Here is a 14376-nt window from a genome sequence, read left to right on the forward strand (position 1 = left end):
CAGCTCACCTCTCCGCGATGGCCCCGCCCCACATTTGGAACAGGTACCGCCGGGCGAGGGCCATGAAGATCACGGCGGGGATGATCATGAAGAACCCCCCCGCGAACCGAAAGTCAAGCGGCGCCACCTCGAGCGACGTCAACACCTGGGCAGGGAGCGTGCGGTTGTGCACGGTGAGGATGGCCGCGGCGAACACCTCGTTCCAGGAGATGACGAACGTGAACATCGCCGCCGCGGCCAGCCCCGGCAGGGCCAGCGGGAGCGCCACCCGCACGAACGCCCCCAGACGGCTGCACCCCAAGGTCATCGCCGCCTCCTCCAGTTCCTTGGGCACCCCGGAGAAGATCCCCGACGTGATGAGCACCGCGAACGGGAGCGCCATCGCGGTATGCATGAACGCAACCCCGATCAGGGTGTCGTAGAGCTCCCACCGGATGAACGTCACGATGAGCGGGATCGCCAGGAGCGAGGTCGGGAACATCCTGGTCATCAGGATGCCCAACCGGAATGCCTCCCGCCCACGGAACACGTACCGAGCCACCGCGTAGCCGGCCGGAGCCCCCACCACGAGCGTCATCCCCAGGGTCAGCAGTGCCACCAGCACGCTGTTGCGGAGCGAGGACACCGTCCCGTACGAGCGTAGAAAGAACGACATCGTCGCCGAAGAAAACGCGCTCGGGATGATCGTCTTCGGCCAGCGGTACAGCTCCAATCGGGGAGTGAACGCGGCCAAGGCGATGAGGACGAGCGGCACCAGGACCCACAGGGCGATCACCACCACCGCCATGTAGAGGAGGATCCGCCGCTGCAGGCGGGGAAAGGTCACGATCGCACCTCCCGCGGCCGCAGGAACCGCAGGTACCCCCACGCCAGGAGGAGAGAAATGACCATCAGGAACAGGGCGTAGGCCGAGGCCACGTTGGCGTTGCGGTACAGGTAGTACCAGTAGTACGCCTCCCCGGCCAGCACCGGCACCAGGCGCCCGCCGAGCGCCACGGCCACGGCGAACATCTGGAGGGCCAAGATGGTCCGGATGATGAGCGCCGACTGCAGCGACGGCTTAAGGAGCGGCAAAGTGACGTGCCACAGCTTCTGCCAAGGCCGGGCCCCGAACACCTCCGCCGCCTCCAGGTAGTCCCGGGAGATCATCTGCAGGCCCGCGACGAGGATCACGAGCACGATCGCCGTCGCCCGCCAGTGCTCGGCCAACACGATCGACCCCACCACCCACCCCAAGTTCTGCGTGGACAGGAAGTAGATGGGCTTGTCGATCAGCCCTAGGGTGTACAAGAAGGAGTTGACGTACCCGTGCTGGGTGAACAAAGAGAACCAAATCAACCCGGCGGCAAGGTCGGAAATTCCGAGAGGAATTGCACAGATGTACAAGAAGCTCCGGGATCCGCGGAAGCGGGTGTTCACCAGGAGGGCGATCGAGAGCGCGGTGACAAGCTGGAGAGGGACGACGATGGCCACCAGGATCAGGGTGAACTTGAGGGCGTCGAAAAACCGGACATCCTCCACCATCCGCACGAAGAACCGCATCGTCCACTGGCCGCCCTCGGTGCGGAACGCAAGGAGGAGCGCCTGGGCCAGGGGCACCAGGAAGAACGCGGCGACGTAGGCGAGGGTGGGGAGGATGAGCCAATACGGCAGCACCTTCTCCGAGACCAGCCACCGTGTAACTTGCGTCCGGTTCATAGGATGAGAACAGGGCCGGGGGAGAAGGCCCCCCCGGCCCCGCTCAGGCTACGGCAGGTACACGTCGGGCACCGGGGTGGGGGCGCCCGTCTCGCGGAACAGCGTCTCAAGCAGGGCCCCTTGCCGGGCAAGGACGTCCTCGATCGGCCGGCCGCGAAGCACGATCTCGGTGAACGCGTCCAGGTACACTTTGTTGAACTCGCCCGACCGGGCGCCGAACCCGCCGGGGATGATGGACACCAAGAGATCGGGAGCCGCGGACTGCACGGCCACCCCGTCGGCGAGGACCTTGAGCCCGCCGGTGGGCACCGCCCCGGCGGCCTCGGCGACCACAGGGAAGAACCCCACGCCCTGCAGGATCGTGACCTGTGTGGAGGGGCGGGTCAGGTACTCGATGAGCAGGTAAGCCCCAGCCGGATCGGGCGAGGTGTTGGGGATGGCGAGGCCGACGAGCACAGTGATGACGCCACGGCCTTTGGGGCCCGCCGGAGCAGGCAGGACCACGAAGTCATCCGGCCGCTCCAGGATCGCCGTCTTCACCCGGGCGGTGTGGTCCCACGCGATCCAGACCTCTTCGGAGAGGAGTGCCGTGTCCATGGAATCGAGCGTGGGGGCGGCCGGGTTCACGTACTCCCAGAGTTCCTTCAGGTACTGCCACATGGCCACCGCTTCCGGCGAGTTGAACTTCTTGGCCTGGGCCCCGGTGAAGGACGGGTAGAGATAACCGTGGAGGAACCGGTGGAGCAAGGCCCGTGGGCCGGCCGGGATGCCAAGCCGCTTTTCCCCGGTGGCCTGGTAGACGTTCTTCGCCCACTCCAGAAGCACGTCGTAGGTGAGGCCCTCGGTGGCCATCCGGCCTGGCATGTACGCCAGCGCCTTCTTGTTGGCCACCAGCACGTACGTGGCCTGCATCCAGGGGATGTAGGCCTGGGCGCCGTCAATGCGCCCGAGCTCCACGAACGTCTTGGCCAGGGTGCGGTCGCCCAACCCCTCAAGCAGGCTTAGTTCCGCGCTCAGGTCCTTGAGCGCCGTGTGGTATACGAGGAAGTTCCCGTGGAGGTCGCCGACCAAATCCAGCGATCCCTTCCCGGCTTGATACTCGGCAAGAATACGATTGGTCAACTCCGGCTCCTCCGCCCCCAGGAAAACGACGCGGATGCCGGTCTCTTCCGTGAACGGCGGGAGGAGCTCTGTGCGGGCCCACTCCGCCTCGGTGATCGGCCGCATTTGCGTGGACATGAACGTCAGGTCCGGCGAGGCAACCCCGGCCGTGACACCGACGCTTACCAACAATCCGATGAACAACCACCGCATGTTCCACCTCTTCATCTTGAATTTCCTCCTTTTGCATCTGGGATTGGAATTGGTTCCTGATCCCTCCTGGGATTCACCCCCCTTCCTGTAGAGTAATTCCAGTTTACCCGGTTGTGGTAGCGTCTGTCAACCGAGCGGGAGAGCGCGTCCCCTTTCTTTCGTTCACATACGCGTTAAGTCCTGACGTCGCCCGTAGGCGGTCGGCATCGACGTATAATCGTGACATGAGGGGAGGCGTGGCACGGATTGGAATCTGCCATTTTCGCGTCGGGGAAATGGACGGCGTGTCGCTGGAGATCGACAAATCCCGACGGGTTCTGGAGCGGTTGGGGCACCAGACCTTTTTGTGCGCCGGGCGCTGCGGAAGCGGAGGGGCGTTTGTCATCCCCGAACTCGCCCTCGACCATCCGGAGGTTGTTCAGATTCGCAAGAACGCGCTGGAGCGCTTGGCGGATTACTCGTCCGAGGACGCCCTCCACGACCACATCGAGGACGTGGCGGCACGGGTCGAGGCGGGGGTCAAACGGTTCGTGACCAGCTTCGGCCTCGATCTCCTCATCGTGCACAACATCTGGGCGCTCCCGATCAATCTTCCCGCCACGATCGGTGTGTGGCGAGCCGTTCAGGATCTTCACTTGTCGGCGATCGCCCATCACCACGACTTCTACTGGGAGAAGGACGATTACCGCAGCCCCACGTGCCCATTGGTGCGGAACCTGCTCGCCGAGCACTATCCACCCCGCAGCCCTCGCGTGACGCACATCGTCATCAACCGCCTTGCCCAGGAGGAATTGCGCCACCGTGGGGTGTCCGCGGTGGTGGTGCCCAACGTGTTTGACTTCAGTGCCCCGCTGATCCGGGACGATCTTTCCGCCAACTTCCCCGAGCGGATGGGCCTTTCCCCGGAGGACGTGGTGTTCCTCCAGGCGACGCGGGTGGTCCGCCGCAAAGGGATCGAGATCGCCGTGGAACTCGTGGCGCGCCTCGCCTTGCCCGAATACCAGGGGGCCCTAGCGCAGCGCGTGCGCGCCCGCGGAGGCAGCTCCCGAGCCCGACCGGTGCTCCTCCTCCCCAACCTGGTAGAGGACCCGGCGTACGGCGCGACCCTCCAAGAGCGGATCGCCCAGCGGGGGGTGGACGCCCGGTTCGTGTCGGATAGGGTGGCTTTGGAACGAAAGCCGCCCCGGTTCTCGTTCTGGGATACCTACCTCTGCGCCGACTTCGTCACCTACCCCTCGCTCCAGGAGGGGTGGGGGAACCAGCTGTTGGAGGCGATCTGGGCGAAGCTGCCGGTGGCGCTCTATGAATACCCGGTGTTCCGCTCCGACATCGCCCCGGTGGGGTTCCGGTACGTGTCGCTGGGGGATAGCCACGAGTGGGATGAGATGGGCCTCGCCCGCGTGCCTGAGCCCGTTTTGCGCCGGGCAGCACAGGAGGTCGCCGATCTTTTGGCGAGCCCGGACCGCTACCGACGGGTCGTCGAGCACAACTTCGCGCTGGGTAAGACCCACTTCTCCCTCGAAACCCTGGCCGGATACCTGGACCGACTGGTGACGGCCGCCCTCGGTGGACGTCCGGCCGTTGACGGCCCCGGAGTCCGACAGTAGAGTGGGAACACGGTGCGCACGATCATCCTCGCCGGTGGGTACGCGAGAAGGCTTTGGCCCATCACCTGGGATCGGCCAAAGCCCCTCCTTCCCGTGGCCGGGAAGCCCATTTTGGATTGGCTCATGGACCGGATCCCCGACTCCGATCGCCCGATCCTTTCCGTGAACCGCCGGTTCGCCGCGGCGTTTGCGGCGTGGGCGGAGGGACATCCGGTGGAGCTGGTGGTGGAAGAAACCCGGTCCGAGGAAGAGAAACTCGGATCCATGGGGGCACTGGCGTACCTCGTGGACCGCCTGGGGCTGGACGACGACCTGGTTGTGATCGGCGGGGATAACCTGTTCGAGCTCGATCTCGCTGGGTTCGTACGGGCGTTCCGGGGCCGGACGCTCGTGGCCCTCTATGACCTCGGCGACCCACGCGCGGCCCGCCTCCGGTACGGGGTGGCCGTGGTCCAGGGGGACAAGGTCGTCGAGTTCCAGGAGAAGCCCGAGGTCCCCCGCTCAGCTCTCGCCAGCACCGCCTGCTTCCTGTTCCCGCGCCATGTCCTTCCTCGATTCCGGGAGTTCCTCAGCGAGGCCCCGGCGAGCCACGACACCCCGGGCTACTTCCTGGAATGGCTCCTTCCCCGGGAACCAATCGAGGCGTTCGCCTTTCGCGGAGGCTGGTACGACATCGGCAACCGCGAGACCTACATCGAGGCCAACCTCCGCCATACCGGAGGGGCGAGCTGGATCCACCCCGGGGCCGAGGTGGTGGACTCGGCCGTGGAACGCTCGGTGGTCCTCGGCCCGTGTGAGATCAGGAGCTCCTCCCTCTCCGGCTGCGTGGTGGACGAGGGGGTCCGCCTCATCGGGGTCGAGCTCCGCAACGCCCTGGTGGGCCAGGGTGCCTGGCTGTGCCGGGGCTGAACGCACGATGACCGAAACCGCGGCCTTGCCCTACATACCCCTGCCGAGATGATGGGGGAAGATCTTCCCTGGGTTGAGGATGCCGTTTGGATCCCAGGCCCGCTTAATGGCGGCCATGAGCGCAACCTCAGCCTCGCTGAACGCGAGCGGAAGATACTTGATCCTTTTCAGGCCCACCCCGTGCTCGGCGGTGAGGTTTCCCCCTAGTTCCCGGACTGCTCGGAACATGTCCAGTAAGAACGCCTCGAGATCACGGATCCATCTCTCCTCATCGGGATCATCGCTCACCGGGGTCGGATGGAGGTTGCCGTCGCCGATGTGACCGTACAGGGGCACCTCCAGGTTTTGCGCGCGCGAGAGTTCCTTCAGACGGCGGGCCATCTCCGGGATCTTGGCCCGCGGCACCACGATATCCTCCACCGATACATGCTGGTGAAGTGCTTTGAGGGCCTCGGCGATCTCCCGCCTGGCCCGCCAGATCCGCTCCCGGGTCAGGCGGTTGTCGGCCACGAACGCCTCCTTGGCCCCCGCCTCGGTGAGCCTTCGGTAGACCATCTCGCCGATCTGCCATACCTGATCTTCCTCCATCCCGTCGATCTGGATGAGCAGGTGTGCCTCACAGTCGTCATAGGGGAGGGAAAGGTTGAGGTACCGTTCCGATGCCCGGATGCTCAGGCGGTCCATGAACTCGATCGTGGCAAGACCGGGCTGTTCGCGGAGAAGCCCGAGCACCTGGGTCACCGCCCCTTCTAAGGTTTCAAACGGGACAAGGAGGTCGAGCACGTGCTTGGGCTTTACGGTGAGGCGGAAGGTGATCTTGGTGATGACCCCGAGCGTCCCCTCCGATCCCACCACGAGCTGCACCAGGTTGTAGCCGGTGACATCCTTAATACACTTGCCGCCTAGGTGCACGATTTCCCCGCTGGGGGTGATCACCTCAAGGCCGTATACCCAGTCGCCAGTGAGCCCGTATTTCACCGCCCGGGCGCCGCCGGCGTTTTCTGCTACGTTGCCCCCGACATGACAGCTTTCTAATGTGGACACATCCACCGGGTAGAAGAGGCCTTTTGCCTCCACCGCCCGCATCATGTCCCCGAGCACCACCCCCGGCTCCACGGTGACCATCATATTGTTTGGGTCGATCTCCAGAATCTCGTTCATCCGCTCCAGGGAAAGGACAATCCCCCCGAAGACCGGCACCGCCCCACCGGAAAGCCCGGTCCCCGCTCCCCGCGGGGTGACCGGGATCCGCTGCTCATTAGCGAGCAGCAAGATGGCGGCGACCTCCTCCGCCGTGCGAGGCTTCACCACGACCTCGGGGAGGCGTCGGTAGCGCGCCTCGATCTCGTCCAAGCTGTACCGTTCCAAGTCCTCCGGGGAAGTGAGGACGTAGGCCTCACCCACGATCGCCCGCAGCCGGTCCACCACCTCCAGGGTCACCTCGTTAAACCTCATGTCTTCCCTCCCTTGTACCTGCAGCCAGACATGAGATGGAACATCGCGAATCCCTCCGGAAGTTATTCGCTTCGCCCCGCCTTGGGAGAGGGTAGGGTGAGGGGGCAGAACGGATTGTCCCCCTCCCCTGGCCCCTCCCACGCCGGGGAGAGAAGAGGCACTGTAGAAACACTGGATCAGCCGATGTCTCATTCATGTCCTAAGGGCAGCTGCTCCCCTTGATCTCCCGCAGGCGCCGGACGAGGCGGGGCAGGATCTCGGCAAGATCGCCCACCACGGCCAGGTCGGCAACCTGGAACACTTGGGCCCGAGGGTCCTTGTTGATGGCGATCACCAGTTCCGCACCGCGCATGCCCGCCAGATGCTGGATTGCCCCTGACACCCCACACGCAATGTACAGTTTCGGCGACACCGTCTTCCCAGAGAGCCCCACCTGATGAGGGTAGGGGAGCCAGCCCTGATCCACCACCGGCCGGGAGGCCCCCACTGCTCCACCCAGGAGTTCAGCCAGTTCCTGGACCCAGCGGAGGCCGTCCGGTCTTCCCAAGCCCTTGCCGGCAGCCACCACCACGTCGGCGTCCTCGATGTTCGCCGCTCCTCCCTCGGGCTTCTCTAGGCCCAAAAGCCTGAACCGGCTGGCGAAGACCTCCTCGGGGAAGTCCAGCCGGACTACCTCGCCGGTGCGCCAGGGATCGCGAGGAGCGGGGGGATAGGAGCGGGGGCGCACCGTGGTCATCTGCGGCCGATGATCTGGCGTCTTGATGGTGGCCATGACATTCCCCCCAATTGCTGGGCGAGTCTGGAGAAGGAGCCCTGTTCCTTCCTCGATGTCGAGCTCTGTGCAGTCGGCCGTGAGCCCAGTGTGAAGGCGTGCCGCGAGGATGGGCATCAGGGTGCGGCCGCTTGTGGTGGCCGCGGCCACGACGATCGCCGGCCGTTCCTCCCGCACCAGCCGCTCTAGGCAGCGTGCGTAGGGATCGGGGTCGAACCGGGCAAGGCTCGGATGATCCACGAGGTACACCCGATCCGCGCCATGGCAGATGAGCTCCTGAGCCCCACCCTCAACGTCGTGCCCAAGAAGCACGGCGCCCAGCGGGACCCCGAGCTTGTCTGCGAGCTTTCTGGCTCGCCCAAGGAGTTCGAACGAGACCCGCTTGAGTTTCCCTTGCCCTTGCTCAGCAACGATCCAGACGCCCTGCCAGTCTTCCATGGATCCCCCTCAGATCAGCGCGTGTTCCCGCAGGAAGGAGACGATCTCCTCCACCGCCTTCTCCGGTGGGGCGTTGACGAGCACGGTATCCCGGCTCAAGGTTGGGTAGAACACCTTGACCACGCGGGTAGGGGAGCCATCTAGCCCCACTTCTTCTGGGCTAAGGCCCAGGTCATCCAGGGTGAGACGGCGGATCTCCGCCCGACGGGCGGAAAGCTTCCCGCGAAAGGTGGGGAGCCTGGGCTCGTTGATCTCCTTGACCACGGTGAGCAAGGCGGGAAGCGGTGCCTCCAGGCGCTGGTAGCCTTCCTCGGTCAGCCTGCGACACCGTATCCAGCCCGAGTTCCCCGTTTGAGGCAGGCGGAGCTCTTCGATCGCACTCACGTAGGTGATCGCAGAGAGGTCGAGCATTGCCGCCAATTCAGGGCCCACCTGGCCCGTTTCCCCATCGGTGGCTCGCTCGCCGCACAAGACGAGGTCAAAAGGTCCGAGCTTTCGGGCTGCTGCGCTCAGGGTGAGGGCGGTGGCCCAGGTATCGGCGCCGGCGAATCGGCGGTCGGTGAGGAGGAACGCCCGGTCGGCTCCCATGGACAAGGCCTCGCGCAGCGCCTTCTCCGCTGTTGGTGGGCCCATGGACAGGGCGACGATCTCCCCGCCGTACGCCTCCCGTAGCCGCAGGGCCGCCTCCACGGTGTACAGGTCAAGCGGATTGATGATCCCCGGGATCCCTTCCCGGATCATGGTTCCCGTGGTCTCGTCGATCCGGAGCTCATCCGTATCTGGAACGTACTTCACCGCTGCGAGGATCCGCATTCATCTGCCCTCCGTGGTTTCCCGCGATCGCCCCTCCGGCTTGACACCATGGTCTCTCGTGCTATAATACAGACGTCCATATGTACAGACAACCCGCGGTGGAGGCTACGGCAGGATTGGACCGGCGCAGTCCGGTGCCACTGTACTACCAGTGCAAGGAAATTTTCAGATCGTGGATCACCGCCGGAGAGTTCGATTCAGGTGGGCGTTTCCCCTCGGAAAGCGAGCTCCAGAAGCAGTTTGCCGTGAGCCGAATGACCATCCGGCGCGCCTTAGCCGAGCTGGTGCACGAGGGGTTCCTCGTCCGAGAGCAAGGGCGCGGATCGTTCGTGGTGAAGTCCCGCGTTCAGGATCAACTCGGCCGGCTAACGAGCTTCACCGAGGACATGAGATCGCGGGGGCTCTCCACGAGCTCGAAAGTCCTCGAGTTCAAGGTGGTCAAGGACGCGGAGGCGGCCCAGAGAATGGGAGTGTCGCCAGACGAGGACCTTGTGAACCTTCAGCGCGTGCGGTTGGTGGAAGACGAGCCGATAGCTTTTCAGAATGCATTCATCCGACACCGGTTCTGCCCGGGGTTGGTGGAGCGAGGCCTTCTTGAGGGGTCGTTGTACAGGGCCCTGGAGGAAGTGTACGGGCTGCGCCTGGGCCGGGCCGTGCAAACGCTGGCCGCCAAACCCGCCGACCAGTACGAGGCCGAGCTCTTGGAGATCGTCCCCAGTCAGCCGGTGTTGGTCTTGGAGCGCACCACGTACCTGCAGAATGGGGCGCCTATCGAGTACGTCCGCTCCGTGTACCCAGGCGACCGTTATCGGTTTGTGGTTGAGTTGGTCCGCTAGTGCACCGTCATATAAAGACCAGGGTGCGAAAGGGGGTGGCCCTCGAGGGAACTTGCGAATACGCGAAACGTCGTGCGTTCGTCAACACGACTCAAAGGAGGAGGTTATCATGATGTATCGCATGTTGGGGATGTCCCTGGGGGTGTTGCTGGCCTTGGCTCCTGTGGCGATGGGACAGGTCCCGGGAGGGCCCAGCTACGGTGGCATATTGCGGATCGGGATGACACAAGAGATCCTGAACCTGGATCCCCATGTGGCCACGGCGTTTTCCTCGTTTCGGATCATGGAGAACGTCTACGAAACCCTTCTCGAATTCGATGAGAACATGGGGCTCAAGCCTGGGCTGGCCGCCAGTTGGTCGATCTCTCCAGATGGAACCGTCTACACGTTCACCATCCGCCAGGGGGTGGTGTTCCACGATGGAAGCCCCCTGACGGCGGAAGATGTGAAGTACACGTACCAGCGGGTACTCGATCCGGCCACGGCCTCACCCCAGGCCAGCTACCTGGCCTCGGTGAGGGAGATCGAGGTCACGAGTCCGTACCAGTTGCGCATCACCCTGAAGTATCCCACCGCCTCGTTCCTCACCTACCTCGCGTTGATTTCCATCGTGCCGAGTGACTTCGTCTCCAAAGTGGCCGACCCGAAGACGACGCCCCTTGGAACAGGCCCGTTCCGACTCGCTGAGTTCGGTCCCGACTTCGTCAGGCTCGTGCGGAACCCAGGCTATTGGCGCACCGATGGCCGGGGGAACCGCCTGCCTTACCTTGACGGCCTTCTCTTCCGGGTGATCCCCGACCCGGCCACGCTTCGGGCGGCCATTGTGACCGGAGAGGTGGATCTGATCTTGGGGTTTGGCGTCGACGCTACGGCAGTCCAGCTCCTCAGGCCCACGCCGGGCCTGAAGATCCTGGCCGTATCTCAACTCGCGTATAGCCTTCTCGGCATCAACAACGCCCGACCTCCATTTGACGACGCCCGGGTTCGGCAAGCCCTGAGCCTGGCCATCGATCGCCTGGCTATTGTGGACCTCGTCTACTTCGGCGCCGCCAAGGTGGGAGGACCATTGCCCCCATCCCTTGTGGATTGGGCGCCTCTTCCGCCCGAGGACTTGCCGAACTACACACCCGATCTTGCCAGGGCGAAGCACCTCCTCGAGGAAGCTGGATACCCCGATGGGTTCAGGTTGAAGATCATGCCCATCCCTACCGTGCCTGAGGCCCTACAAGTCGCCCTGGTCATCCAGGAGCAGCTTCGGCCACTGGGCATTGCGGTGGAAATCGAGATCGTGGACTTCGCCACCTTCCTCAGCCGTTGGCGCAATAGCGATTTCGACACGTTCGTGTCGCTCAACGCGGGCTCCGTGGACCCGGACATCCACCTTTACCGGCACGTGCATTCCACTGGGACTACCAACGTCTTCAAATACAATGATCCAGCTACGGACCGGCTTCTCGAGGCAGGACAGTTGATTGCCAACCCCCAAGCGCGCCGTGATGTATACGCCGCGCTCCAACGTCGGCTCGCGGAACAAGTGCCCTTCCTATTCATCGCCTACGCGGATCTCTACGCGGTGGTGAAGGATACCGTGACGGGCTTCGTGCTGTTGCCCAACAGCTCCACCGTGTTCTTGCGCCAAACCAGCTTCGCCAGGTAAAGGCCAACGTGTTGGTACGGTGTGCCGGGGATGATCCCCGGCACACCGCAAGGAGGCCAGCGGTGGGAAGCTATGTCTTCAAGCGCATCTTCCTCCTCATCCCCGTTCTCCTCGTGATCTCAACCATCACCTTCTTGCTGATGCATGCCATTCCCGGTGACCCCGCCGAGGTCATTCTGGGCTTCGAGACGGTGGATCCGGTCAAGCTGGAAGAGGTGAGGCGCACCCTGGGGTTGGATCGGCCCCTGTACGAGCAATATACCCGTTGGCTGTTTCGGGCGGCAACGGGCGACTTCGGCACCTCGCCGCGCACGGGGAGGCCAGTCCTCTCCATGGTGCTCGAGGCCATGCCGTTCACGATCGAGCTCGCTCTCTATGCCTTGTTCTTGGTCGTCTCGGTGGGCATACCCCTCGGCACAGTGGGAGCAGCCACTTCCTCACGGGCCATCGCCGGCCTCGTGCAATTGACCACTTTGCTGGGACTATCGCTCCCTTCGTTCTGGGTCGGTGCGTTGCTCATCCTCCTCTTCAGCGTACGGCTGCGCCTGTTCCCTCTTCTTCAGTATCCGTCATTCTTCTCGTCTCCTCTCGGCAACCTCTGGGGGTTTTTCCTCCCCGCGCTCACCTTGGCCCTCCCCAGCATAGCTTCCATCATTCGGATGACACGGGCCTGCGTCTTGGAGAGCGCGCAGGGCGACTACGTCAAAACTGCCAGGGCCAAAGGTCTATCGGAGAGGGCCGTCCTCTTCCGACACATGCTGCGGACGGCGATGATCCCCATCATCACCTCGATCGGCATCACCGCCGGATACCTGATCGGCGGGGCCATCGTGGTGGAGCAAGTGTTCGCCGTCCCCGGTTTGGGCAGACTGGGGGCCCAAGCCATTGTGCAGCGGGACTACCCGCTCCTTCAGGCCGTGGTCTTATTTTCAGCCGTAGGTTTCGCGGTTTCTAACCTTGTTGTTGACATCTTGTACGTATATTTTAACCCCAAAATACGCTATGCCTGATCTAATTCTAGAGGCCGGCGCCAGGAGGCGTTCCGTTTTGTTCCGGAACTTCCGGGCCACACTCGGGTTGACCATCGTCACGGTCCTCGCCCTGGTGGCCGGTCTTGGTCCCCTAGTGGCCCCTTACGAGCCGACGAGGATGCATCCCGGGGACCGGTTTGCCCCCCCCTTCGGTCGGTATCTCCTTGGGACTGACTTCTACGGCAGGGATGTCCTAAGCCGCGTCCTCCACGGATATCGGAGTTCCCTCAGCATCGCCTCGCTCTCCGTGATCTTCGCCATGGCCATGGGAAGTGCCCTCGGTATCACCGCGGGCTACCTCGGCGCTTCTTGGGATACCCTGGTCATGAGGGCAATGGATGTCCTGTTTGCTTTCCCGGTCCTGTTACTCGCCATCGTCATCGCTGTGATCTTGGGCACAGGGTTCCGGAGCACGGTGCTGGCGATTGGGATTGTGTATATCCCTATATTTGCGCGCGTGGCTCGGGGCCCTACCCTGGTCGTTAAGGAGGAAGCGTTTGTGGAAGCGGCTAGGGGCTTAGGAGCTAGCCATATGCGAATCATCCTCCGTCATGTACTACCCAACGTAACCATCCCTATTTTCGTGCAAGCCACGATCAATCTGGCCACAGCCATCCTCTTTGAGGCGTCCTTGAGTTTTATTGGGCTCGGTACCCAGCCCCCGAATCCCGCATTGGGGCTGATGGTCAGCGAGAATCGTCCCTACATCCAGCTCAGTCCATGGCCGGTGATCTTTCCTGGGCTCGCCATCGGCCTTGCCGTGCTGGGGTTCAACCTGTTGGGCGACGGTCTCCGTGAGGTATTGGATCCCAAGCTGAGGAGGACGCAATAGGGAAAGGAGCAGAGGTGAAGGATGGGTGGATGCTGGACCTTCCCGTGACGGAACAGCCGAACCCGGTAGCCGTGGGATTGGACACGAAGACGACACTGGGCATCCTCAACATTATGAACGCCGAGGACCAGAAAGTCCCCCTGGCCGTGGCCTCCCAATTGGAGACCATAGCTCGGCTCGTGGATGCCTTCGTGCGCGCCTATGAGGCGGGAGGCCGGGTGTTCTACGTGGGGGCGGGGACGAGCGGCCGCCTGGGGGTTCTGGACGCTGTGGAATGCATGCCCACCTTTGGGATCCCCGCAGGACGTGTGGAGGCTATCCTTGCCGGGGGAATAGGCGCATTTTTCAGGTCGTGGGAGGGCCTCGAAGATGACGAGGCGGCCGGGCAGGCCGTGGTCATCGAGAAGGAGATGGGCCGCGAGGATCTCGTGATCGGGATCACCGCCAGCGGGGAGACACCCTTTGTCCTGGGGTGCGCCGCGGCCGCGAAGAAACGGGGGTGCACCACGGGCGCCATCACCTGCAGCCCCGCCTCCACCATCTCCCGGCTAGTGGACATCCCGGTGGTGGTCGTGGTGGGGCCAGAGGTCGTCGCGGGCTCAACCCGGCTGAAGGCTGGCACCGCCCAGAAACTGGTCCTCAACATGGTGAGCACAACGGCGGCGATCCGACTTGGGAAGGTCTACGATCGGTTTATGGTCGATCTCCAGGCCACGAACCGAAAGCTGCGGGAGCGAGCGGCCCGCATCCTCATGGCCATCACCGGGGAGGACGAAGCGGTAGTGGAAGTGGTCCTGCAAGACGCGAACTATCAGGTCAAGACCGCGCTGTTGATGCTCCTCGGGCGTGTGTCATGCCAAACTGCCCGCGAACTCCTCCAATCGCATGGAGGGTATGTGCGGAAAGCACTGGAAGCACTGGGCATCGGAGGTGAAGATGCGTGCTGAGACGGAACCACTTCAGTTGGGCCACCTGCGGAGGCCGAGCTTCTGGGCCAGGGCCAGGCCCGAGGAT

The 14376-nt window shown here is 63.7% G+C and carries 13 protein-coding genes; 7 read left to right on the top strand and 6 right to left on the bottom strand.

The window, feature by feature from the left end:
- Positions 1-4: 4 nt before the first annotated feature.
- The 3 genes from NUV94_01365 to NUV94_01375 are packed head-to-tail and all read right to left on the bottom strand — an operon-like array spanning position 5 to position 3027.
- Positions 5-826 carry a carbohydrate ABC transporter permease gene (locus NUV94_01365; protein MCR4391438.1) on the bottom strand — a complete coding sequence of 274 codons (822 nt, stop codon included), beginning with the start codon at positions 824-826 and terminating at the stop codon, positions 5-7.
- On the bottom strand, positions 823-1698 hold the full coding sequence (locus NUV94_01370; protein ID MCR4391439.1) for a sugar ABC transporter permease: 876 nt from the start codon (positions 1696-1698) through the stop codon (positions 823-825). The genes NUV94_01365 and NUV94_01370 overlap by 4 nt, the downstream gene beginning before the upstream one ends.
- Positions 1699-1746: 48 nt before the next feature.
- Positions 1747-3027 carry an ABC transporter substrate-binding protein gene (locus NUV94_01375; protein MCR4391440.1) on the bottom strand — a complete coding sequence of 427 codons (1281 nt, stop codon included), beginning with the start codon at positions 3025-3027 and terminating at the stop codon, positions 1747-1749.
- A gap of 209 nt (positions 3028-3236) precedes the next feature.
- Between NUV94_01375 and NUV94_01380 the strand changes: the two genes are divergently transcribed.
- Together NUV94_01380 and NUV94_01385 are read left to right on the top strand one after the other, a co-directional pair.
- Entirely contained in the window at positions 3237-4619 is a 1383-nt protein-coding gene (locus tag NUV94_01380) for a glycosyltransferase family 4 protein (GenBank protein ID MCR4391441.1), read from the top strand.
- A gap of 12 nt (positions 4620-4631) precedes the next feature.
- On the top strand, positions 4632-5528 hold the full coding sequence (locus NUV94_01385) for a nucleotidyltransferase family protein (protein MCR4391442.1): 897 nt from the start codon (positions 4632-4634) through the stop codon (positions 5526-5528).
- Positions 5529-5558: 30 nt separating this feature from the next.
- Here NUV94_01385 and NUV94_01390 read toward each other — a convergent pair whose 3' ends face one another.
- The 3 genes from NUV94_01390 to NUV94_01400 all read right to left on the bottom strand — a co-directional run bounded on the left by NUV94_01390 (position 5559) and on the right by NUV94_01400 (position 9006).
- Positions 5559-6983, bottom strand: coding sequence for an FAD-binding protein (locus tag NUV94_01390; protein MCR4391443.1), 1425 nt, complete (start codon positions 6981-6983; stop codon positions 5559-5561).
- Between the two features lie 199 nt (positions 6984-7182).
- The gene (locus tag NUV94_01395) at positions 7183-8193 is read right to left on the bottom strand and encodes an electron transfer flavoprotein subunit alpha/FixB family protein (GenBank protein ID MCR4391444.1); all 1011 of its coding nucleotides are present in this window, start codon (positions 8191-8193) and stop codon (positions 7183-7185) included.
- A 9-nt stretch (positions 8194-8202) separates the two neighbouring features.
- Complete coding sequence (locus tag NUV94_01400) at positions 8203-9006, bottom strand: electron transfer flavoprotein subunit beta/FixA family protein (GenBank protein ID MCR4391445.1); 804 nt, start codon at positions 9004-9006, stop codon at positions 8203-8205.
- Positions 9007-9086: 80 nt separating this feature from the next.
- Between NUV94_01400 and NUV94_01405 the strand changes: the two genes are divergently transcribed.
- The 5 genes from NUV94_01405 to murQ all read left to right on the top strand — a co-directional run bounded on the left by NUV94_01405 (position 9087) and on the right by murQ (position 14309).
- Positions 9087-9842, top strand: a complete 756-nt coding sequence (locus NUV94_01405; GenBank protein ID MCR4391446.1) for a GntR family transcriptional regulator — start codon at positions 9087-9089, stop codon at positions 9840-9842.
- Between the two features lie 109 nt (positions 9843-9951).
- Entirely contained in the window at positions 9952-11499 is a 1548-nt protein-coding gene (locus tag NUV94_01410) for an ABC transporter substrate-binding protein (GenBank protein ID MCR4391447.1), read from the top strand.
- Between the two features lie 62 nt (positions 11500-11561).
- The gene (locus NUV94_01415; GenBank protein MCR4391448.1) at positions 11562-12509 is read left to right on the top strand and encodes an ABC transporter permease; all 948 of its coding nucleotides are present in this window, start codon (positions 11562-11564) and stop codon (positions 12507-12509) included.
- A gap of 37 nt (positions 12510-12546) precedes the next feature.
- Positions 12547-13362, top strand: a complete 816-nt coding sequence (locus NUV94_01420; protein ID MCR4391449.1) for an ABC transporter permease — start codon at positions 12547-12549, stop codon at positions 13360-13362.
- Positions 13363-13391: 29 nt separating this feature from the next.
- Entirely contained in the window at positions 13392-14309 is a 918-nt protein-coding gene (gene murQ, locus NUV94_01425; GenBank protein MCR4391450.1) for an N-acetylmuramic acid 6-phosphate etherase, read from the top strand.
- Positions 14310-14376 lie beyond the last annotated feature (67 nt).

The organism is Candidatus Acetothermia bacterium (assembly GCA_024653305.1).
GTDB lineage: Bacteria > Bipolaricaulota > Bipolaricaulia > Bipolaricaulales > Bipolaricaulaceae > JACIWI01.